Below are 22,966 nucleotides of genomic sequence, written 5' to 3'. Positions count from 1 at the left end.
AGCACGCAAAAAAGCCCGCGCCGGTTGTTCACCGGCGCGGGCTTTTTGACGTCTGGACGAATGCTTAGTAGCGGTAACCGAACGCGGCTTCGAACTTGTCGGCGATCTCGGCTGCCGTCAGGCGGTGGTTTTGTGCGCCCTTGCTGGCGATCTTGATCGCGCCCAGCAGGCTGGCCAGGCGGCCCGTGGTTTCCCATTTCCAGCCGTTGGTGATGCCGAACAGCAGGCCGGCGCGGTAGGCGTCGCCGCAGCCGGTCGGATCCAGCACTTCGGTGGCAGGCACGGCCGGGATGTCGATGCGCTCGCCCTTGGTATAAATTTCCGAACCCTGCTCGCCACGGGTGATGATCAGCGCTTCCACGCGGCTGGCGATGTCGGCCACGCTCAAGCCGGTGCGCTCGGTCAGCAGCTCGATTTCGTAATCGTTGGTGGTGACGTAGGTGGCCTGGTCGATAAAGGTGGTCAGTTCTTCGCCGTTGAACATCGGCAGTTGCTGGCCCGGATCGAAGATGAACGGGATCTCCAGCTTGACCAGGTCGGTCGCGTGCTTTTGCATGCCCAGGTGGCCGTCCGGCGAAATGATGGCCAGCGCGGCAGGGCCGGCCTTGGCGATATCGTTCTCGTGCGCGTACGACATGGCGCCCGGGTGGAAGGCGTTGATCTGGTTGCCGTCCTGGTCGGCCGTGACGAAGCACTGGGCGTTGTAGGCGTCTTCCTTGATCAGGATGTTGTCCGACGGGATGCCGAGCTTGGCCAGGCGGGCAATATAGGCCGCGTTGTCCTGGCCCATCACGCCGACGATGCGCGGATCGCCGCCCAGCATCTTGAGGTTGTAGGCGATGTTGCCGGAGCAGCCGCCGAATTCGGTGCGCATGGTTGGCGCCAGGAACGACACGTTCACTTTATGGAGCTGGTCGGCCAGCAGGATGCTGTCGAAGCGGCCCGGGAATTGCAGGATGGTGTCGATCGCGAGCGAGCCGCAAATCAAGGAGGTCTGGGTCATGATGGTTCTTTATGGATAAAAGACTGCGATGTGATAGCCCGATGCCCTGGGCTGTTTCAATTCAAAGTAGAGTTTGACAGGTTGTTCGCTGCGTGCGGGAAACCCTTGGGCGATCTCGACTTCGGGATCGAGATAATCGCGCGGCGCAAGGACGCGGCGCAACACGGTCTTGTCGTTGGCGTCGTCCAGCACCAGTTCGATGTGCGGCCAGGCCTGGGCGCTGCCGCTGCTGTTCTTGAGCGACGTGGAGAACGAAAACGTGTTTTCGCTCAGGGTTTGCAGTTCGCCCTGTTCGATCGCCAGCTCGTCGATCTGCGACGGCAGTTCGACCTTGCAGCCGAGCGGTTTGCAGGCGGCCACCAGCGCCGGCTTGAGCGACGGCATGGCCGCTGCCAGCGGGTTGCGGAAGGTGGTCAGTCCCTGCGCGGCCAGCGCACCGAGCATCAGCACGATGCCCAGGCACAGGGCGATGGTGGTGGCGCGGCCATAGCGCTCGCGGTGGCGTTCGCGCTTGACGAAGCCGGGCTCGTCGTCTGCAGGCTCTGCCATTGGCTCGGCCGGGGCTTCGACTTCGGGCTCCTGCATGTGGTGGTCCACCACGGGCTCGGCCACCAGTGTTTCGGTGCTTTGGAATTCCGGCTCGTAATAGCGGTCTGCGGGCGGGGCGGAGACGGTGCGCAGCAGCGTGTGGCTGGGCGGAATGTCGTCTTGCGCCTGGGCGGCAAGACCGCCATGGGACAGTTGCAGCAGCGCCTGCTCGTCTTCTTCGTCGAGTTCGTCAGGGTGCGGGGAAAAGTCGAGCGTGGGTTCGCGGCGCTCGTCGCTGCGTGCCGGCCTGACTTCCCGGACGACTTGCACGGCCGGCGCCGGTTGCGCGGCCGCCATGCGGGCGTCCAGCGCGGCCAGTTCCACCTCGATCGCCGCTTGCAACTCTTCCTCGGACAGCGTGTCGCCGCTGATCAGGTCTTGCGCGGTCGGTTCGGGGGGCGGGGCGGGCGCGGGTTCGGGTTCGGCCAGTACGGCAGGCGCTGGTAGCGGCTGGGGATCACGCAGCGGCTCGGGCTCAGGCTTGGTGAGCGATACCGGCGCTGCTGGCGGCGCCGGCGGCCGAACACGCCACTGTGCGGGCAATGGCTGCGGCGCAGGTTCGGCCGCAGCAGTCCCGGCCTCATCATCGAAATCCAGGCTCAATGCCGCCACCGAGTCCGGCAATTTGACCTCAGCCATCACAGGCAGCGGGGGCAGGGCAGCGTCATCGACGTCGTCGAAATCGAGATCGAACTCGCTTGGTTCGGCGGCCGGCGCAATGGCGGCAGGAGGCGCAGCGGCATCAGGCACGGAGCCGGCAGGAGCCGCGGCAAGACGAGCAGCGGTAGAAGGAGCTGCTGCAGAAGGAACAGCAGCGGAAGAAACGGCTGGCGCAGCAGGCGGCGCCAGCGGCTCCAGCAACGCAGCATTACCGTCAAACACCTGGTTGCAGGAGCCACAGCGCACTATGCCCCCACGTAATTTCAGCTGGTCATGAGCGACCCGAAATATCGTGTTGCAGTGGGGGCATTTGGTGGCAAGCGCCATGGGTGTGATTAGCGCGCGGCGGGAACCACGTCACTGCCGAGGCGACCGTGCAGGGCGACCCAGCCATCCTGTTCGGCCCATACGCCGAGCTTGATGAACGGTGCGTAAGCGGCAGCCACTTCCTCGGCCTGGCGCGCCAGCACGCCCGACAGGATCAGTGCGCCACCGGGCGCGACGCGGCCCGACAACATCGGCGCCATCAATTTCAACGGGCTCGACAGGATATTCGCCACCACGATGTCGAACTTCTGCTCGGCATGCGCGGACTGGGCGAAGGTGTCGGGCAGGAAGTATTCGATCTCGCAATGGTTGCGCTGGGCATTGTCGGCAGCCGATTCGATCGCTTGCGGATCGATGTCCACACCCACGACTTCACCAGCGCCGACCTTCCTGGCTACCATGGCCAGGATGCCGGAACCGCAGCCGTAGTCGAGCACGGTCTTGCCGGGCGCCGGATGGGCTTCCAGCCATTCCATGCACAAGCGCGTGGTCGGATGGCTGCCGGTACCGAACGCCAGGCCCGGGTCGAGTTCCAGGATCAGCGCGTCAGGATCCGGTGCCTCGTGCCAGCTCGGCACGACCCAGATGTTCTTGCCGATGTGAATCGGTGCGAATTGCGACTGCGTCAGGCGCACCCAGTCCTGCTCTTCCACCTTGCGGGTGGTGAACTTGGGCAGCTTGGCCAGGCCAGCCTGGCCGGCGGCAGCGGCCACGATCACGGCCTGGTCGTCGGCTTCGTCGGTGAGGGCCACCACGCGGCTGTGGTCCCAGGCCGCTTCGGTCGGTTCCATGCCCGGCTCGCCGAACAGCGGACGTTCGGCGTCGGTGCCTTCATCGGCGTCCTCGACGGAGACCGACAGCGCGCCCACGTCCATCAGTGCTTCGGACAGGGCTTCGGCGTGTTCGCGCGCGATTTCGATGACGATTTCGGTCCAGCTCATTGTGGCGCTTTCGGGTTCAGGCTCAGTTTATTGAGTTCTGGCATGTCGGCCAGCTTGTGCTCGAGGTAGTGAATATTGGTGCCGCCTTCGATGAAACGGGCATCGATCATCAGCTCGCGGTGCAGCGGGATGTTGGTCGAAATACCTTCGACGACCATTTCCGACAGCGCGATCTGCATGCGGCGGATGGCCTGCTCGCGGGTGGCGCCGTACGAAATGACCTTGCCGATCATCGAATCGTAATGCGGCGGCACGTAGTAGCCGGCATATGCGTGCGAATCGACGCGGATGCCGGGACCACCCGGCACGTGCCACGACGTAATGCGGCCCGGCGACGGCGTGAACTTGAAGGCATCTTCGGCATTGATACGGCACTCGATGGCGTGGCCCGACAGCATGACGTCGCGCTGGCGGAAGCGCAGCTTCTCGCCGCAGGCGATGCGGATCTGTTCCTGCACGATGTCGATGCCGGTGATCATTTCGGTGACCGGGTGTTCGACCTGCACGCGGGTGTTCATCTCGATGAAGTAGAACTCGCCGTTTTCATACAGGAACTCGAAGGTGCCGGCGCCACGGTAGCCGATCTTGCGGCACGCTTCGGCGCAGCGGTCGCCGATCTTTTCGATCAGCTTGCGCGGGATGCCCGGCGCCGGCGCTTCTTCGATCACCTTCTGGTGGCGGCGCTGCATCGAGCAGTCGCGTTCGCCCAGCCAGACGGCGTTTTTGTGTTCGTCGGCAAGGATCTGGATTTCCACGTGGCGCGGATTTTCCAGGTACTTCTCCATGTACACTTCCGGATTGCCGAAGGCGGTACCGGCTTCGGTCTTGGTCATGGCCACGGCATTGATCAGCGCCGCTTCGGTATGCACCACGCGCATGCCGCGTCCGCCACCGCCGCCGGCCGCCTTGATAATGACCGGGTAGCCGACCTTGCGGGCGATCTGCACGATGGCTTTCGGATCGTCGGGAAGCGCGCCTTCCGAGCCGGGCACGCAAGGCACGCCCGCCTTGATCATGGTTTGCTTGGCCGACACCTTGTCGCCCATGATGCGGATCGATTCCGAACGCGGACCGATGAACACGAAGCCCGATTTTTCCACGCGCTCGGCGAAGTCGGCGTTTTCCGACAGGAAGCCGTAGCCCGGGTGGATCGCTTCGGCGTCGGTCACTTCGGCCGCGCTGATGATGGCTGGCATGTTCAGGTAGCTGAGCGTCGAGGCCGCCGGGCCGATACATACCGACTCGTCGGCCAATTTGACGTACTTGGCGTCCTTGTCCGCTTCCGAGTGGACCACGACCGTCTTGATGCCCAGTTCGCGGCAAGCGCGCTGGATACGGAGGGCAATTTCGCCACGATTGGCAATGAGGATTTTTTCAAACATGGTAGGTTCGCGTATTTCTGTGATCACCGGCAGAGACCGGTAACATCAAGTAGGGAGGGGATGCGGAAGACGGCGCGCCCGTCACCGACAGTGCGGCGGGGCGGGCGCTGAAACTCGTCTTAGCCTATCACAAACAGCGGTTGGCCGAATTCGACCGGCTGGCCATTCTCGACCAGGATCTGGGTGATCGTGCCGGACTTGTCGGCATCGATTTCGTTGAGCAGCTTCATCGCTTCGATGATGCAGAGGGTGTCGCCTTCCTTGACGGTGGCGCCCACTTCGACAAAGGCTGCCGAACCCGGCGCCGACGAACGATAGAAGGTGCCGACCATCGGCGATTTGACGATGTGGCCGGTTGGCTCGGCGGCTACGGCAGGCGCGGCTGCGGCAACCGGGGCGGCGGCTGGCGCCGGCGCTGCATGGTACTGAGGAATGCCTTGCGGCTGCATCATCACCATCTGGTTTTGCGGCATGGCCGACGATTTGACGATGCGGACTTTGCTCTCGCCTTCGGTCACTTCGAGCTCTGCGATGTCGGATTCTGCGACCAAATCAATCAAGGTCTTCAGTTTGCGTAGATCCATGTAACCCCCAGGAATATCTTGTTTTTAAGTGATGACGGCGACGCCTTTTGGGCGCAGCCGCGTTAAATTGCGCGCAGATCGCGTAGATTATCGCCTTTTAAGAACGAAGTCGATGGCAAACCGATATCCTTCGATACCGAGTCCACAGATCGTGCCACTGGCGATCGCGCTCAGGAATGAATGGTGGCGAAACGACTCGCGCTGGTAAATATTCGAAATATGCACTTCTACAAATGGAATGGCCACGCCCGCCAGGGCGTCGCGCAGCGCCACGCTGGTATGCGTGAGTCCACCCGGGTTGATGACGATGGCGTCCACGCCCTCGGTGCGGGCAGCATGGATGCGGTCGATCAACGCCCCTTCGTGATTGCTCTGAAAACAAGACAAGGTGGCGCCAGCCGCTTGCGCTTGTGCCTGGGCTGCGTGTTCCACATCGGCCAGGGTGGCGGCGCCGTAAATCTCCGGCTCCCGGGTGCCCAATAAATTCAGGTTGGGGCCGTTCAGGAGGAGGAGGTTTTTTGCCATGTTCTTGACCGTTTTCCGCGAAAGTTTCGCATTTTGCCGCCAACTGCCTGCATTGGCAAGAGAAAAAAATGCGTGTACCCAGTGTCTGGCAAGTTACAGCGTTGCCAAATCCTTGTGCAGCTCGTCAAACTTCAGCTTGCCCAGGTAAGTCTTCTTGACCTGGCCGTCGCCGCCGATCAGCACCGTGAACGGCAGGCCGCCGTTGACATTGCCGAACTGGCGCGACAGGTCCGTGCCGCTCATGCCGGCCACCAGCACCGGGTAGGTGATTTTATACTTGGCGCTAAATTCGGCGATGTTGGTTGGCGAATCGATACCGATCCCGATAACTTGCAGCTTCTTGCCGGCTTCTCCGGACGAGAGTTCGGACAGCTCCGGCATTTCCTGCACGCACGGCGCGCACCACGTGGCCCAGAAATTGACCAGCATCGCCTTGCCCTGGAACTGCGCCAGCGGCGTGGCCTTGCCAGCCGCGTCTGGCATGGTTTGCGCTAGCAGCGCCTGTACCGGACCGGTCACACCGGCCGGGGCGGTGGCCGTAATCGGCGCCGCTTCTTTCTTCATGCCGGTGTAGGCGCCGGCAGCGGCAAACAGCACGGCAACGCCGGCATAGACGGCAAGATGTTTTTTATTCATGGTTCGATTCGGAGGAGTGAGTACTGTTTGTACTGTTAACTAGTAGTGCGCGTACGGCAGCGATATCGGCCCGCTGCACCTTGTCGCCCTTGGCCTTGACCGCGCCGCGCAAATCGTCGAGCTCGTACAGTTCGGCATGCACGCCTTCCTGCTGCCACAGGAAGCTCACAGTCTCGACCGGATCATAGCGCGGACCCTTGAAGTGGGGCGACTCGGAAATGTCGATCTGCACGTTGCGGTTGAGCAGGAAGATTTCGACCTCCTTGGCGCTGTCCGCAAACAGTTGCAGGTGGATGTCGTCGTGCGGGCCGGCGGTGCCGCCCAGCACGGCGCCGGTCAGGAACGGGTTGAACTGCGCCAGCTTGTCCATGATGTCCACCGCCAGCGTGCGCAGGCGGAACAGGCGCGCCGGTTGCGTGTCCGCGTGGAACAGCGACTGGTACACGCGCACTTCGGCTTCGATCTGGACGTTGTCGGGCAGGACGTTGGCGGGCGGCGGCCGGTCGCCCATGATTTGCCTGGCGGCCTTGCGCTTGGCGGTGCCGTAGTCGGCGCCGTCCTCGGCAATCAGGCGCGCGGCGGCAGCGGCAATTTCCGCACGCAGCAGCTGGACTTCATCGATCACGTTGGGCGTCATGGACGAGATAATACCCTGATCCGGGAAATAGGCGTCGGCTCAGGTAAAATCGTGCATTCGATCGCGCTACCCACAGTTTTATTACCATGCACATACATATACTCGGCATCTGCGGCACTTTCATGGGCGGCCTGGCAGTCCTGGCAAAAGAAGCGGGCCACCGCGTGACCGGCTGCGACGCCAACGTCTATCCCCCCATGAGCACGCAGCTGGAAGCCCAGGGTATCGAACTGATACAGGGCTTCGGCCCCGAGCAGACCGCCCTCAATCCCGACCTGTACGTGGTGGGCAACGTGGTGTCGCGCGGCAATCCGCTGATGGAAGAAATCCTCAATCGCGGCCTGCCGTATGTCTCCGGCCCGCAGTGGATGGGCGAACATATATTAAGAGACCGCTGGGTACTGGCCGTGGCCGGCACGCACGGCAAAACCACCACCAGCGCCATGCTGACCTGGATCCTCGAAGACGCCGGCTATGCGCCGGGCTTTTTGATCGGCGGGGTGCCGCGCAACTTCGGCGTGTCGGCCCGCATCCAGGGTAATAAAGAATCGATCTTCTTCGTGATCGAAGCGGACGAGTACGACACCGCGTTCTTCGACAAGCGCAGCAAGTTCGTCCACTACCACGCCAAGACCGCCATCCTCAACAACCTCGAGTACGATCACGCCGACATCTTCCCCGATCTGGGCGCCATCGAGACCCAGTTCCACCACCTGGTGCGCACCGTGCCCGGCATCGGCCGCGTGATCCATAACGCCGACGAAGCGTCGCTTACGCGCGTGCTCAAACGCGGCTGCTGGAGCGAGCACGAAAACTTCGGCCGCACCGAAGGCGCCGACTGGTCGCTGGTCGAACACCACAACGGCAGCTTCGACGTCATCTTCAAGGGAGAGACGGCCGGCCACGTTGCCTGGCAACTGACCGGCAAGCACAACCGCGCCAACGCCCTGGCCGCGATCGCCGCCGCCCGCCACGTCGGCGTGCCGGTGGCGCAGGCCGCGCAATCGCTGGCCACGTTCGAGAACGTCAAGCGCCGCATGGAAGTGCGCGGCGTGGTGCGCGACATCACCGTCTTCGACGACTTCGCCCACCATCCGACCGCGATTGCCACTACGGTCGGGGGCTTGCGCCAGAAGCTGGGCAACATGCACCGCATCCTCGCCGTGCTCGAACCACGCTCGAACACCATGAAGCTCGGCGCCATGAAAGATGCGCTGCCAGGCAGCCTGGTCGATGCCGACCTGGTGTTCGGTTTCGGCAGCCACGAGGCGCTGGGCTGGCGCCTGGGCGACGCGCTCGCGCCCTTGGGCGACAAGGCCAGCGCTTACGAAGACCTCGATGCGCTGGTCGCGGCCGTGGCGCAGGCGGCGCAACCGGGCGACCACGTCATCGTCATGAGCAATGGCGGCTTCGGCGGCGTTCACGCCAAGCTGTTGAAAGCGCTCGCATGATTTTGTATTTGCACGGTTTCCGGTCCTCGCCCCAGTCGATGAAGGCCCGCGTGATCGCTGGCCGCATGGCCGAACTCGGTTTGTCCGACCAGCTGGTCAATCCGCAACTGCCGGCCTCGCCCAGGCTGGCGATGGAACTGGCGCTGTCGCTGGTCGAGGGCGTGCCGGCCGACGAGCTGGCCATTATCGGCTCGTCGCTGGGCGGCTACTACGCCACCTGGCTGGCCGAACGCCTTGGCTGCCGCGCGGTGCTGCTCAATCCGGCCATCGTGCCGTTGCAGGATCTCGACCAGCACGTGGGCGTGACCACGCAGTATCACTCCGACGAACCGTTCGAATTCAAGCGCGAATACATCGACGAATTACGGGCGCTGGCGGTGGACCCGATCACGCGTCCCGAACGCTATTTCCTGATCGCTGCCACCGGCGACGAAGTGCTGGACTATCGCGATATGGTCAAGCATTATGCGGGCGCGCGCCAGCACGTGATTGAAGGCAGCGACCATGGCATTGCCGAATTCCCCGACTACGTTGAGACGGTCCTGGCTTTTTGCGGCATCGAGGCTGCCACTTGAGCGTGGCGCAAGGCCGGCGTGGCGCGTCGTTGCGCCAGGCTGTATGGCAGCCGCAAGCACTGCTGTCGGGCGCGCCGCCGGTGTTGCGTGACTGGCTCACCACCGCCGGTTCGCTCACGGCCAGGTTGAAAGCCCACAGCCACGCTTTCCGCGTGCAGTGCCTGCACCAGCGCACCGCCCGCTGCCTGGCGGACGAGGCGGCGGCCATCGGCCTGCAGCGGCCTGGCCGGGTGTGGGAGAGGGAAGTACTGCTGCGGTGTGATAATACGGCGGCAGTGTTTGCGCACACGGTGGTGCCGTTGTCGGCGACCGCCAGCGACTGGCCGCTGTTTGGCGCGCTCGGTGAGCGGTCGCTGGGCACCACGCTGTTCGGCGATCCGCTGGTGCGGCGCAGTGTGCTCGAATTTGCAAGATTGCGCGAAGGTCATCCCCTGGCGCAGCGCGCCCGGGCGGCGCTTGGAGGAGAGTCGGCCCAGCCGAACATATTATATGCACGGCGCTGTTTATATCGGCGCCGGCGCGGTACCCTGCTGGTTACGGAAGTGTTTTTGCCTTCTGTGATGGAACTGAAACAAGTCAATATATAAAGAACAGAAGAGCAATGAATCTATTTTTCGAAGAATCCGGCGATTTCAAGGTCGGCGCCATCATGTCGCAGGCAGGCGAGGCCTACCAGGTGGAGATGGCCAGCGGCAAGCGCACCAAGGTCAAGATCAAGGACGTGCTGCTGCAATACGACAAGCCGTCGCCTGGCGAGTTGATGGACCAGGCCAAGGCCGTGTCCGCCGATATCGACCTCGACTTCCTGTGGGAAGTGGCCGGTGAAGAAGAATTCGGCTTTGCCGAGTTGGGCGCAGAATACTTCGGCCACGCGCCGTTGCCGGCCGAAGCGGCAGGCTTGATTCTCTCCCTGCATTCGGCGCCGATCTATTTCTATAAAAAAGGCCGTGGCCGCTACAAGGCGGCACCGGAACAGTCGCTGCGCGCAGCGCAAGCCGGCATCGAGAAAAAGAAACAGCAAGCGATTATCCAGGCCCAGTACGTGGAAGAGCTGAAAGCCGGCAAGCTGCCCGAAGCGATGCAGCCCATCGTGCTGCAACTGCTGTTCAAGCCGGAAAAGAACGGCATCGAATACAAGGCGCTGGAAGCGGCCTGCAACGAACTCCACACCAATCCGCAACGGTTGATGCTGGACGTGGGCGGCCTGGCGTCGCCCAAGGACTTCCACATGGCCAAGTTCCTGTTCGAGAACTTCCCGCGCGGCGCCGGTTTCCCGGACGTGGCCGTGCCGGTGCCGCCCGCCAATCTGCCGGTGGCCGACGTGCAGGCGTTTTCCATTGATGACGTCACCACCACCGAGATCGACGATGCGTTCTCGGTCACGCACCTAGCAGATGGCAACATCAGGATCGGCATCCACATTGCCGCCCCGGGCCTGGCCATCAAGCCGGACGACGCCGTGGACAAGATGGCGCGGGCGCGCATGTCCACCGTGTACATGCCTGGCGACAAGATCACCATGCTGCCCGATAGCGTGGTCGAGGCATTCACGCTGGCCGAAGGCAAGACCTGCCCGGCATTGTCGCTGTACGCCACCCTGAATCCGGCCGACTGGTCGGTGCTGGCCACCGACACCCGCGCCGAGATGGTGCCGATCGCCAACAACCTGCGCCACAACGACCTCGACGACCTGGTCAACGAAGAGACTTTGGCCAGCGGCGCCGGCGACTACCCGCACAAGGAAGCGCTGAGCTTGATCTGGCAGTGGGCGCAAGTGCTGGAAGCGGCGCGCATGGTCAAGCGTGAAGGCTTCGGTTTGAAGCCGGAACAGAACAATCGCGTGGACTTCAACTTCTACGTCGAAGACGACGTGGTCACGGTCAGCCGCCGCAAGCGCGGCGCGCCGCTCGACAAGATCGTTGCCGAGCTGATGATCTTTGCCAACAGCACCTGGGGCAAACTGATGCACGACTGCGGCGTGCCCGGCATCTACCGCAGCCAGGGGCAGGGTGTGGGCGGCTGGGCGGCCAAGATGCAGGTGCGCATGTTGACGCACGCGGCGCCGCACCAGGGCCTGGGCGTGGACCAGTACGCATGGAGCACGTCGCCGCTGCGCCGCTATACCGACCTGGTCAACCAGTGGCAGATCCTGGCCTGCGCCGACAAGGGCGTGACCGCGCCGCTGGTGGCCAAGTTCAAGCACAAGGATTCGGCGCTGTTTGCCATCGTCTCGCAGTTCGACGCCGCGTACGCCGCCTATGGCGACCACCAGTCGAACATGGAACGCTACTGGTGCCTGCGCTGGCTGGGCCAGGAAAATGCACGCCAGGTCGATGCCGTGGTGCTCAAGGACGAAGTGCTGCGCCTGACCGACCTGCCGTTGATCATCCGCCTGCCGGGCATGCCATCGGTGGCGCGCGGAACCCAGGTCAAGCTCGATATCCTGCGCTGGGACGAGGTGGAACTGACAATCGAAGCGCGCCTGCTGGAAATCATCACCGCGCAAGCTGACGCCCAGCCTGCCGAGGTGGACGAAGATGAGGGCGCTGAAGAAACCGGCGCCGCCGTCGAACCAGCCGACCCGGCTGCCGCGCCGGAACTGGCCGAAGTGAGCGCCGAAGGCGACGACACTGTGAAATAAAAACTACTGGTTAATTGTTAAAAAATACCCGGAGTGGTTGGCCGGGTATTTTTTTTCGCCTGTCGAAAACAGGCCATAACATGGGGTGAAACCAGTTTCATGCTGGGTGACTTTCATGATGGATATAAAAATGTTGCAAAATAAATTGTTAAATTAAATTGCAAAAGATCAAAAAAAAGTGTTGTAAAGTCACCTGTTTATCTATGCAGAAATGTTTCTTTAAAATATAATTTCGAAATCAGTATTGTCAATTAGAAATGTATATTTCCTAAGCAACATATTCTTCCACAAACATTCTTCCTTTTTCCATGCAAAAAAAAATCATCGCCCGCGCTGTCGCGGCGTGCGCCGCCGTCATGCTGACGGCGTGCGGCACCGTCCAGGTACAACCGTTGTCCAGCGCTGACCTGGCAGCGCAAACCACCCTCGATCGCCAGACGGCGATGGACAACGTGCCGCCGGTGTCGGGCGCGTTGTCGATGGATGAGGCGATTGCACGGGCGTTGAAGTACAACCTCGAGCGCCGCACGCGCTTGATGGAAGAAGCGCTGGCGATGAACCAGTTCGACAATGCCAGCTGGGACATGCTGCCGCGCCTGATGGCCAATGCCGGCTACACCACCCGCAATGAAGAGCTGATTACGCGCAGTGTGGATTCGGTGACGGGCAAGCCATCGCTGGCCAATCCGTATATTTCCTCCGAGCGCAACCATGCGGCATACGACCTGGGCCTGACCTGGAACGCGCTCGACTTCGGCATGAGCTACATCACCGCCAGGCAAAGCGCCGACCGCGTCAATATCGCTGCCGAGCGTCGCCGCAAGGCCATGCATACGCTGATCCAGGACGTGCGCACGGCGTTCTGGCGCACTGCCAGCGCGCAAAAGCTGCGCGTGGAAGTCCAGGAAACCATCGTGCTGGCCGAAGCCGCGTTGAAGGATGCGCGCAAGGCGGAATCGGAACGCCTGCGTTCGCCCGTCGATTCGCTGCGCTACCAGCGCCAGTTGCTGGAAAACCTGCGCCTGCTGGAAAGCATCGAGCAGGAACTGTCGTCGGGCCGCGTCGAGCTGGCGCACCTGATCAACGCCCCGCTGGGCCAGGTGCTGGAAGTGCGCGACCCCGGTGACAAGGTGGACGTGACCATGCTGGACATGCCGGTCGAGCGCATGGAAGAGCTGGCGGTAACCCAGAACGCCGACATCCGCGAGCAGTTCTACAACGCCCGCATCGCTACCGAAGAGACGCGCCGCGTGATGCTGCGCCTGTTCCCGAACCTGTCCTTCAACTACGACCTGCGTTACGACAGCGACCGCTACATGATCAACAACCGCTGGAACGATGCCGGCGTTCACCTGTCGTACAACCTGTTCAACCTGTTCTCGGGGCCGGCACAAAAGCGCCTGGCCGAAGCGGGTGTGAAACTGGCGGACCAGCGCCGCATCACGGCGCAAATGACCGTGCTGGCACAAGTGCACTTGTCGCGCCTGCAATACCAGATCGCTTACAAGCAATATCTGCGCGCCGATGAAATCTGGCAAGCCGATGCCAAGATCGACGCGCATGTCAAGAATCGCGGCAAGGCCCAGACCCAGAGCAAGCTGGAGCAGGTTGCCAACAGCACCACCGCCATTTTGAGCCTGCTGCGCCGCTACCAGTCGCTGGCGCAACTGCAAGCCTCGGCCAGCAAGGTGCAAGCCACGCTGGGCCTGGAACCGGTGCTGGGCAGCGTGACCGATATGTCGCTGGAACAGTTAACCAGTGAAGTCGGCGCGTCCATGGCTGGCTGGAGCCAGGGCGTGCAGGCGCCGGCGGTGGCCAAGTGATGATGGTGCGTCCTCTTGGTCTGACCGGCCTGGTGCTGGCTGCTGCGCTGGCCGCGCCGGCGTGGGCCGCGCCGGCTGCGGCGCCGGTGCCGGCCGCCGCAGCACCGCGTCCGGTTGCGCCAGCCGCCGCAGCACCGCGTGCGGCCGTGGAGCGCCAGGAAGTGCGCGCCCAGCTGGCGCCGCGCCGCTACACCACCATCGCCGCTGAAGTGGGCGCCAAGATCAGCCGCATCGCGGTGACCGAAGGCGGCAGTTTCCGCGCCGGCCAGACCCTGGTCGCGCTCGACTGCTCGATGCAGCAGGCCCAGCGAGAAAAAGCCAAGGCCATGCTGTCGGCGGCCGAACATACCTTCAACGCCAACAAGCGCCTGGAAGAGCTGCGCTCGATCGGCAAGGTGGAGCTGGAAGTGTCGGAATCCGAGGTGGCCAAGGCCCGCGCGGAACTGGCCTATGGCGCGGCAGTGATCGGCAAATGCAGCTTGCAAGCGCCATTTTCCGGCCGCGTGACCGAGCAGAAGGTGCGCGAGCAGCAATATGTGCAGCCGGGCCAGGCGCTACTGGAAATCATCGATGATTCTTCGCTGGAACTGGAATTCATCGTGCCCTCGCGCTGGCTGGCCTGGCTCAAGCCCGGCTACGCCTTCCAGGTGGCGATCGATGAAACCGGCAAGACCTATCCGGCCAAGGTGCAGCGCATCGGCGCCCGTGTCGATCCGGTCAGCCAGTCGGTCAAGCTGTCGGCCGCCATCGATGGACGCTTCCCCGAATTGATCGCAGGCATGAGCGGACGAGTAGCCCTGACGCCTCCCGCCGGCAAATAAATTACCGAAAAAAAACTTACCGATAAAAGTACGCCATGAAAAAAACGGACCGCACCGTCATTGAAGCTTCCCTCCCTCCAGTCGCCACCGCCCGCCGCGCACTCCAGCGTCGCGGCCCGGCGCCACTGGTGCTAGAACAGCGCATCATGTTTGACGGTGCGGCGGTCGATACCGCCGTGAGTGCCAGGGCATCGGCCGAGCACGCCGCAGCCGACAACGCGGCGGCCGAACGCGCTGCCGCCGAAAAGGCCGCTGCCGCAGTCAAGGCGCCGGCGGCGGTGGCGGGCCCGACCGAGCAAACCCGTCATGAAATCGTCTTTATCGAAGATAACGTGACCAATTTGCAGCAACTGGTGGCCGGTGTGCGCGATGGCGTCGAAGTGGTGGTGCTGGACCATACCCGCGACGGCTTGCAGCAAATGCTGGCGGCCTTGCAAGGCCATGCGCCGGTCGATGCGATCCACCTGGTCACGCACGGCTCGGCTGGTCAGATCGAGCTCGGCAGCACGATTTCGGGCGCCAATATCGAGCAATACCGCGACCAGCTGACGCAACTGGGCCAGTCGCTCACGGCCGGTGGCGACTTGCTGATTTATGGCTGCGATGTGGCCGATGGCGCGGCCGGCCTGGCGTTCGTCGATCGCCTGGCGCAACTGACCCAGGCCGACGTGGCCGCCTCGACCGACATCACCGGCTCGCAGGCGTTTGCCGGCAACTGGACCCTGGAAGCGCAGCATGGCGGCATCGAGACGGCCGCGCTGGTACTGGACCGCGCGGGCTGGCAGGGCGAACTGGCGGTCGATACCGTGTATAACGCCAACTGGCAGCAGCTGGTGTTCAATGGTACCGGCACCGGCTTTACCAACATCATCGGCGACGGCAAATCGAACGGCAACGTGGTGCGCTTTAACAGCGTGATCACCATCAATGGCCGGGCCATCGACGCGGTGGTGACCACCACGCTGGACCGCGCCACCATCAGCAACTATGATTCAACCAGCAATCCGTCGAGTACCAGTGCATACTTCCAGCCGAACATGGTGGTATCCGCCTCGGGTGGCGGCGCTACCTTCACCGTCGACTTCTACAAGGCCGGCACCTATACCGGCGTGGGTACCGGCACCGCCGTCACGCTGCAAAACGTGGCCGTCAATTCGTATGATATCGACGGCGTAGGCTCCAGCAACACCGACCGCCAGTATCAGCAGTTCAAAGGTTTCTCCCGCTACGAATTGTCGAACAATACCAAGCTGGTGCCCACGACCCAGGCCGACGGCTCGGTGACGTTCCAGTATGTGTCGGCAACTGGCGTGAATAATGGGCCGATTGCCCAGGACGAATACCGCGTCAAGGTGTACTACGATTCGATGAGTTCGTTCCAGATCAAGTCGGGTGTCAATACTGCAGGGAGCGGTACGCTGAACGGGACTGCCTATTTTGCGCTCGATTTCAGCGTGGGGCCGGCATGGGGCAGTGCGACGACCATCGTCGACTCTCCGGCCGCGCGCCTGACGTACAGCACCACCAATTTCACCGAAGCGACCGCCAACGATGGCTCGATCACGATGAGCGCGACCATCACGCTGGCCAACGGCACTTTCAGCGGCAGCAATGGCGCGGCGCTGTCCGGCGTTACTTTCAGCAATACCCCGGCGGGCCTGACGGCCGAGATCACCCGCACCAGCGCCACCACCGCCACCCTGACCTTCACCGGCAATGCCAGCGCGCACGCCAATGCGAATGACATCAGCAACTTTGGCGTCAGCTTCGGCAATGGGGCGTTCAGCGGCGTGCTGGCCAGCGCCGTCACGGGCGCGGCGCGTGCCGATATCGTGGTCGATTTTGCGGACCCTGCCAACCGCGCGCCGACGGCATCGGACACCACCATCACCACCAGCGAAGACCTGCCCATGACCGGCAGCCTGCCGGCGGGTACCGACCTCGATGGTGATACCTTTACCTATGCCAAGGCCACCAATCCTGCCCATGGCACCCTGACGGTCAGCGCCGGCGGCACCTACATCTACACGCCGGCCGCCAACTACAACGGCGCCGACAGCTTCAATTACACCGTCACCGACAGCAAGGGCGCCTCGAATACGTACACCGTGACGGTCAATGTCACACCGGTCAACGATGCGCCAACGGCATCCGGCACGGCCATTACCACCGCCGAAGATACGGTCAAGTCCGGCAGCCTGCCGGCGGCCACCGACATCGATGGCGACACCATCACCTACGGCAAGGCCAGTGACCCGGCCCATGGCACGGTGGTGGTCAATGCTGACGGCACCTACACCTATACGGCGGCCGCCAACTACAATGGCGCCGACAGCTTTACCTATACCGTCAGCGATGGCAACGGCGGCAGCAACACCTACACGGTGGCCATTACCGTCAGCCCGGTCAACGATGCGCCGGTAGCGGGCAACGACAGCATCACCACGGCGGAAGACACCATCAAGTCGGGCACCTTGCCGGCCGCCACCGACCTGGAAGGCGACACCTTCATCTACAGCACGGGCACGGCGCCCGCGCATGGCCGTGTAGTCGTCAACGACGACGGCAGCTATCTGTATATCCCGGCAGCGAACTACAACGGCAGCGACAGCTTCACGTACAAGGTAACGGACAGCCATGGCGCGTCGAACACCTATACGGTGTCGGTCAACGTCACGCCGGTCAACGACAAGCCGGTGGCCTCCGGCACGGCGATCACGACAAATGAAGACACGGTCAAGACCGGCACCCTGCCAACCGCGACCGATGTCGACGGCGATACCGTCACCTACGGCAAGGGCAGCGATCCGGCCCATGGCACGGTGGTGGTCAATGCCGACGGCACCTACACCTATACGCCGGCCGCCAACTACAATGGCGCCGACAGCTTTACCTATACCGTTAGCGATGGCAATGGCGGCAGCAACACCTACACGGTGGCCATTACCGTCAGCCCGGTCAACGATGCGCCGGTAGCGGGCAACGACAGCATCACGACGGCGGAAGACACCATCAAGTCCGGCAACCTGCCGGCCGCCACGGATGTGGACGGCGATGCCGTTACTTATGCCCGCGTGACTGATGCCTCGCACGGCACTGTCGTCATCAATCCGAATGGCAGCTACATCTACCTGCCGGCCGCCAACTACAACGGCGCCGACAGCTTTACCTATAAAGTCACGGACAGCCAGGGTGCGTCGAACACGTACACGGTGTTGGTCAATGTCACGCCGGTCAACGATGCGCCGACTGCTTCAGGCACGGCCATTACCACCGCCGAAGATACGGTCAAGACCGGCAGCCTGCCGGCGGCCACCGACATCGATGGCGACACCATCACCTACGGCAAGGGCAGTGACCCGGCCCATGGCACGGTGGTGGTCAACGCTGACGGCACCTACACCTATACGCCGGCCGCCAACTACAATGGCGCCGACAGCTTTACCTATACCGTCAGCGATGGCAACGGCGGCAGCAACACCTACACGGTGGCCATTACCGTCAGCCCGGTCAACGATGCGCCGGTAGCGGGCAACGACAGCATCACCACGGCGGAAGACACCATCAAGTCGGGCACCTTGCCGGCCGCCACCGACCTGGAAGGCGACACCTTCATCTACAGCACGGGCACGGCGCCCGCGCATGGCCGTGTAGTCGTCAACGACGACGGCAGCTATCTGTATATCCCGGCAGCGAACTACAACGGCAGCGACAGCTTCACGTACAAGGTAACGGACAGCCATGGCGCGTCGAACACCTATACGGTGTCGGTCAACGTCACGCCGGTCAACGACAAGCCGGTGGCCTCCGGCACGGCGATCACGACAAATGAAGACACGGTCAAGACCGGCACCCTGCCAACCGCGACCGATGTCGACGGCGATACCGTCACCTACGGCAAGGGCAGCGATCCGGCCCATGGCACGGTGGTGGTCAATGCCGACGGCACCTACACCTTTACGCCGGCCGCCAACTACAATGGCGCCGACAGCTTTACCTATACCGTCAGCGATGGCAATGGCGGCAGCAACACCTACACGGTGGCCATTACCGTCAGCCCGGTCAACGATGCGCCGGTAGCGGGCAACGACAGCATCACGACGGCGGAAGATACCATCAAGTCCGGCAACCTGCCGGCCGCCACGGATGTGGACGGCGGTGCCGTTACTTATGCCCGCGTGACCGATGCCTCGCACGGCACTGTCGTCATCAATCCGAATGGCAGCTACATCTACCTGCCGGCCGCCAACTACAACGGCGCCGACAGCTTTACCTATAAAGTCACGGACAGCCAGGGTGCGTCGAACACGTACACGGTGTCGGTCAATGTCACGCCGGTCAACGATGCGCCAACTGCTTCAGGCACGGCCATTACCACCGCCGAAGATACGGTCAAGACCGGCAGCCTGCCGGCGGCCACCGACATCGATGGCGACACCATCACCTACGGCAAGGGCAGTGACCCGGCCCATGGCACGGTGGTGGTCAACGCTGACGGCACCTACACCTATACGCCGGCCGCCAACTACAATGGCGCCGACAGCTTTACCTATACCGTCAGCGATGGCAACGGCGGCAGCAACACCTACACGGTTACCATCACCGTCAGCCCGGTGAACGACGCACCGGTGGGCAGCGGCACGTCGATCACCACCAGCGAAGACACCGTCAAGACCGGTACCCTGCCGGTGGCGAGCGATATCGACGGCGATACGGTGACTTACACGAAGGCGACCGACCCGGCGCATGGCGTGGTGGTGGTCAACGCCGACGGTACTTACACGTACACGCCAGCGGCCAACTACAACGGCGCCGACAGCTTCACCTACACCGTCAGCGACGGAAATGGCGGTTCGAATACCTACACGGTGGCAATCACGGTGAGCCCGGTCAACGACGCACCGGTGGCAGGAAACGACAGCATCACGCTGAACGAAGATACGGTCAAAACCGGCACACTGCCAGTGGCAAGCGATATCGATGGCGATACCGTCACCTACACGAGGGCGACCGACCCGGCGCATGGCGTGGTGGTGGTCAACGCCGACGGCACCTATACCTATACGCCAGTCGCCAACTATAACGGCGCCGACAGCTTTACGTACACGGTCAGCGATGGCCAAGGCGGTTCGAACACCTACACGGTCGCGATCACCATCAGCCCGGTCAACGACGCCCCGGTCGGCAGCGGCACGACGATTACCACCAGCGAAGACACCGTCAAAACCGGTACCTTGCCAGTGGCGACCGACGTCGATGGCGACACGCTCACCTACGGCAAGGGCAGCGACCCTGGCCACGGCACGGTCGTCGTCAACCCCGACGGCACTTATCTCTACACGCCAGCGGCCAACTACAACGGCGCCGACAGCTTTACGTACACGGTCAGCGATGGCCAGGGCGGTTCGAACACCTACACGGTCGCGATCACGGTGAGCCCGGTCAACGACGCACCGGTCGGCAGCGGCACGACGATTACCACCAGCGAAGACACCGTCAAAACCGGTACCTTGCCAGTGGCGACCGACGTCGATGGCGACACGCTCACTTACGGCAAGGGCAGCGACCCTGCCCACGGCACGGTCGTCGTCAACCCCGACGGCACTTATCTCTACACGCCAGCGGCCAACTACAACGGCGCCGACAGCTTCACCTACACCGTCAACGACGGCCAGGGCGGCAGCAATACTTACACCGTGACGATCACCATCAGCCCGGTCAACGACGCCCCGGTCGGCAGCGGCACGACGATTACCACCAGCGAAGACACCGTCAAGACCGGTACCCTGCCGGTGGCGAGCGATATCGACGGCGATACGGTGACTTACACGAAGGCGACCGACCCGGCGCATGGCGTGGTGGTGGTCAACGCCGACGGTACTTACACGTACACGCCAGCGGCCAACTACAACGGCGCCGACAGCTTCACCTACACCGTCAGCGACGGAAATGGCGGTTCGAATACCTACACGGTAGCAATCACGGTTAGCCCGGTCAACGACGCACCGGTGGCAGGTAACGACAGCATCTCGCTGAACGAAGATACGGTCAAAACCGGCACGCTGCCAGTGGCAACCGACATCGACGGCGATAGCGTGACCTACACGAAAGCGACCGACCCAGCACACGGCGTGGTGGTGGTCAACGCCGACGGCACTTACACGTACACGCCAGCGGCCAACTACAACGGCGCCGACAGCTTTACCTACACCGTCAGCGATGGCCACGGCGGCAGCAATACCTACACCGTGGCGATCACCGTCAGTCCGGTCAACGACGCCCCGGTCGGCAGCGGCACGACGATTACCACCAGCGAAGACACCGTCAAAACCGGTACCTTGCCAGTGGCGACCGACGTCGATGGCGACACGCTCACTTACGGCAAGGGCAGCGACCCTGCCCACGGCACGGTCGTCGTGAACCCCGACGGCACTTATCTCTACACGCCAGCGGCCAACTACAACGGCGCCGACAGCTTCAGCTACACCGTCAGCGACGGCCACGGAGGCAGCAACACCTACACGGTGGCAATCACCATCAGCCCGGTCAACGACGCCCCGGTCGGCAGCGGCACGACGATTACCACCAGCGAAGACACCGTCAAAACCGGTACCTTGCCAGTGGCGACCGACGTCGATGGCGATACGCTCACCTATGGCAAGGGCAGCGACCCTGCCCATGGCATGGTCGTCGTCAACCCCGACGGCACTTATCTCTACACGCCAGCGGCCAACTACAACGGCGCCGACAGCTTTACGTACACGGTCAGCGATGGCCAGGGCGGTTCGAACACCTACACGGTCGCGATCACGGTGAGCCCGGTCAACGACGCCCCGGTCGGCAGCGGCACGACGATTACCACCAGCGAAGACACCGTCAAAACCGCTACCTTGCCAGTGGCGACCGACGTCGATGGCGACACGCTCACCTACGGCAAGGGCAGCGACCCTGCCCATGGCACGGTCGTCGTCAACCCCGACGGCACTTATCTCTACACGCCAGCGGCCAACTACAACGGCGCCGACAGCTTCACCTACACCGTCAGCGACGGCCAGGGCGGCAGCAATACCTACACCGTGGCGATCAACATCAGTCCGGTCAACGACGCCCCGACCGCCGCCGATTCCACGGTCACAGTCAACGAAGACCAGGTCCTGTCCGGCGCTCTGCCGGCAGTGGTTGACGTCGATGGCGATACCGCGACGTATGGCAAGGCGAGCGACCCGGCCCATGGCACGCTGGTCGTCAATGCCAACGGCACCTACATCTACACGCCGGCGGCCAACTTCAATGGAGCTGACAGCTTTACCTACACGGTCAGCGACGGCAACGGCGGCAGCACCACCTATACCGTCAACATCACGGTCAATCCGGTCAACGATGCGCCGGTAGCACCTGGCAGCGTGCCGGCGCCGGTTGACCTGTCCGCCGGCGTGGCCATGCCGACGCTGACGGTGCCTGCCTTTACCGATATCGACAACGCGTCGCTGAACTACACGGCCACCCTGGCCAATGGCGACGCCTTGCCGGCCTGGCTGGTGTTCGATCCTGCCACCCGTACCTTCAGCGGCACGCCAGCGACCGACGCAGCCGGCAGCTACACGGTGGTGGTGCGCGCCAGCGATGGCACGGCGTCGAGCAGTGTCGCCGTCAACTTCACCGTGCTGCCATTGCCGCCGCAGCCGGTGCTCGCGCCGGAACCGGTGGCCGTGCCGGCGCCGGTCGTGGTGGAAGCGCCGCCGGTACCTGCGCCATTGCCAGTGGCTGCCTTGCCGCCGCTGCCGACCTTCGTGCCGAGCCCGGAGATTGTCGATACCCGCATCAATGCAGACGCGCCGTCGAACCTGGCAGGCAGCGAGGCGCCACAGCTCGATGGCCAGGGCACACGCGCCACCGAGCTGTCGGGCGAGTATCGCCGCAGCGCCGAAATGAGCGATCTGTACACCGACAACAACGGCTTCCGCACCGTGGTTGCCACGGCGGAAAACCCGGCGCTGATGCTGTTCCAGGGCGTGCCCGACCAGTACACCGAAAACGGCCGCGCGATGACGGTGACCATCCCGAGCGACGCCTTTGTGCACACCAAGTCCGACGCCGTGGTGCGCCTGGCCGCCACCTTGCAGGACGGACGTCCGCTGCCAGCGTGGATGCAGTTCGACGCGCAGACCGGCAAATTCACCGGCGAAGTGCCGAAAGGCCTGGTGGGCGAAGTGCGCGTCAAGCTGATCGCGCGCGACATCAACGGCCACGAAGCGACCGCGCTGTTCCGCATCAACGTGGGCCAGGCGAAAACCGCGATGGGGAAGAGCGGTCTGAGCGAGCAATTGCGCCAGGTGAGCGCGGTGAATGCCGCGTACCGCGTCCGGGCATAA

The 22,966-nt window shown here is 63.1% G+C and carries 15 protein-coding genes; 7 read left to right on the top strand and 8 right to left on the bottom strand.

Going from position 1 to position 22,966, the window contains the following annotated elements; genetic code table 11:
* Nucleotides 1-64: 64 nt before the first annotated feature.
* From SR858_RS22460 to SR858_RS22425, 8 genes are all read right to left on the bottom strand, one after another.
* Entirely contained in the window at nucleotides 65-1,003 is a 939-nt protein-coding gene (locus SR858_RS22460) for a carbohydrate kinase family protein (protein ID WP_019923130.1), read from the bottom strand.
* A 9-nt stretch (nucleotides 1,004-1,012) separates the two neighbouring features.
* Entirely contained in the window at nucleotides 1,013-2,578 is a 1,566-nt protein-coding gene (locus SR858_RS22455; RefSeq protein WP_084670078.1) for a DUF3426 domain-containing protein, read from the bottom strand.
* 8 nt (nucleotides 2,579-2,586) lie between these two features.
* On the bottom strand, nucleotides 2,587-3,519 hold the full coding sequence (gene prmA / locus SR858_RS22450; protein ID WP_019923129.1) for a 50S ribosomal protein L11 methyltransferase: 933 nt from the start codon (nucleotides 3,517-3,519) through the stop codon (nucleotides 2,587-2,589).
* Complete coding sequence (accC, locus tag SR858_RS22445; protein WP_019923128.1) at nucleotides 3,516-4,901, bottom strand: acetyl-CoA carboxylase biotin carboxylase subunit; 1,386 nt, start codon at nucleotides 4,899-4,901, stop codon at nucleotides 3,516-3,518. Before accC ends, prmA begins: the two co-directional genes overlap by 4 nt.
* A 119-nt stretch (nucleotides 4,902-5,020) precedes the next feature.
* Nucleotides 5,021-5,485 carry an acetyl-CoA carboxylase biotin carboxyl carrier protein gene (gene accB, locus SR858_RS22440; RefSeq protein ID WP_019923127.1) on the bottom strand — a complete coding sequence of 155 codons (465 nt, stop codon included), beginning with the start codon at nucleotides 5,483-5,485 and terminating at the stop codon, nucleotides 5,021-5,023.
* A gap of 87 nt (nucleotides 5,486-5,572) precedes the next feature.
* On the bottom strand, nucleotides 5,573-6,010 hold the full coding sequence (gene aroQ, locus SR858_RS22435; RefSeq protein WP_019923126.1) for a type II 3-dehydroquinate dehydratase: 438 nt from the start codon (nucleotides 6,008-6,010) through the stop codon (nucleotides 5,573-5,575).
* Between the two features lie 93 nt (nucleotides 6,011-6,103).
* Nucleotides 6,104-6,646, bottom strand: coding sequence for a TlpA family protein disulfide reductase (locus tag SR858_RS22430; protein WP_019923125.1), 543 nt, complete (start codon nucleotides 6,644-6,646; stop codon nucleotides 6,104-6,106).
* Complete coding sequence (locus SR858_RS22425; RefSeq protein WP_019923124.1) at nucleotides 6,639-7,283, bottom strand: hypothetical protein; 645 nt, start codon at nucleotides 7,281-7,283, stop codon at nucleotides 6,639-6,641. The genes SR858_RS22430 and SR858_RS22425 overlap by 8 nt, the downstream gene beginning before the upstream one ends.
* 86 nt (nucleotides 7,284-7,369) lie before the next feature.
* On the opposite strand from SR858_RS22425, the gene mpl reads away from it, so the two are divergent.
* From mpl to SR858_RS22390, 7 genes are all read left to right on the top strand, one after another.
* The gene (gene mpl / locus SR858_RS22420; protein ID WP_084670076.1) at nucleotides 7,370-8,734 is read left to right on the top strand and encodes a UDP-N-acetylmuramate:L-alanyl-gamma-D-glutamyl-meso-diaminopimelate ligase; all 1,365 of its coding nucleotides are present in this window, start codon (nucleotides 7,370-7,372) and stop codon (nucleotides 8,732-8,734) included.
* Nucleotides 8,731-9,309 carry a YqiA/YcfP family alpha/beta fold hydrolase gene (locus tag SR858_RS22415; protein WP_019923122.1) on the top strand — a complete coding sequence of 193 codons (579 nt, stop codon included), beginning with the start codon at nucleotides 8,731-8,733 and terminating at the stop codon, nucleotides 9,307-9,309. Before mpl ends, SR858_RS22415 begins: the two co-directional genes overlap by 4 nt.
* Nucleotides 9,306-9,896: a chorismate--pyruvate lyase family protein gene (locus tag SR858_RS22410; RefSeq protein WP_019923121.1), complete on the top strand. Its 591-nt coding sequence runs from the start codon at nucleotides 9,306-9,308 to the stop codon at nucleotides 9,894-9,896. Before SR858_RS22415 ends, SR858_RS22410 begins: the two co-directional genes overlap by 4 nt.
* A 14-nt stretch (nucleotides 9,897-9,910) precedes the next feature.
* Nucleotides 9,911-11,950 (top strand): ribonuclease catalytic domain-containing protein, encoded by a 2,040-nt coding sequence (locus SR858_RS22405; protein WP_019923120.1) that lies wholly within the window; start codon nucleotides 9,911-9,913, stop codon nucleotides 11,948-11,950.
* Between the two features lie 308 nt (nucleotides 11,951-12,258).
* Nucleotides 12,259-13,773 (top strand): TolC family protein, encoded by a 1,515-nt coding sequence (locus SR858_RS22400; RefSeq protein ID WP_019923119.1) that lies wholly within the window; start codon nucleotides 12,259-12,261, stop codon nucleotides 13,771-13,773.
* On the top strand, nucleotides 13,773-14,594 hold the full coding sequence (locus SR858_RS22395) for an efflux RND transporter periplasmic adaptor subunit (protein ID WP_019923118.1): 822 nt from the start codon (nucleotides 13,773-13,775) through the stop codon (nucleotides 14,592-14,594). The genes SR858_RS22400 and SR858_RS22395 overlap by 1 nt, the downstream gene beginning before the upstream one ends.
* A 35-nt stretch (nucleotides 14,595-14,629) precedes the next feature.
* Nucleotides 14,630-22,966: a tandem-95 repeat protein gene (locus SR858_RS22390; protein WP_322533981.1), complete on the top strand. Its 8,337-nt coding sequence runs from the start codon at nucleotides 14,630-14,632 to the stop codon at nucleotides 22,964-22,966.

Origin of the sequence: Duganella zoogloeoides (genome assembly GCF_034479515.1) — a bacterium.
Classification (GTDB): Bacteria; Pseudomonadota; Gammaproteobacteria; order Burkholderiales; family Burkholderiaceae_D; genus Rugamonas; species Rugamonas zoogloeoides.
Note: the sequence above shows the minus strand (reverse complement) of the source record. Positions and strands in the feature narration are given on the sequence as shown.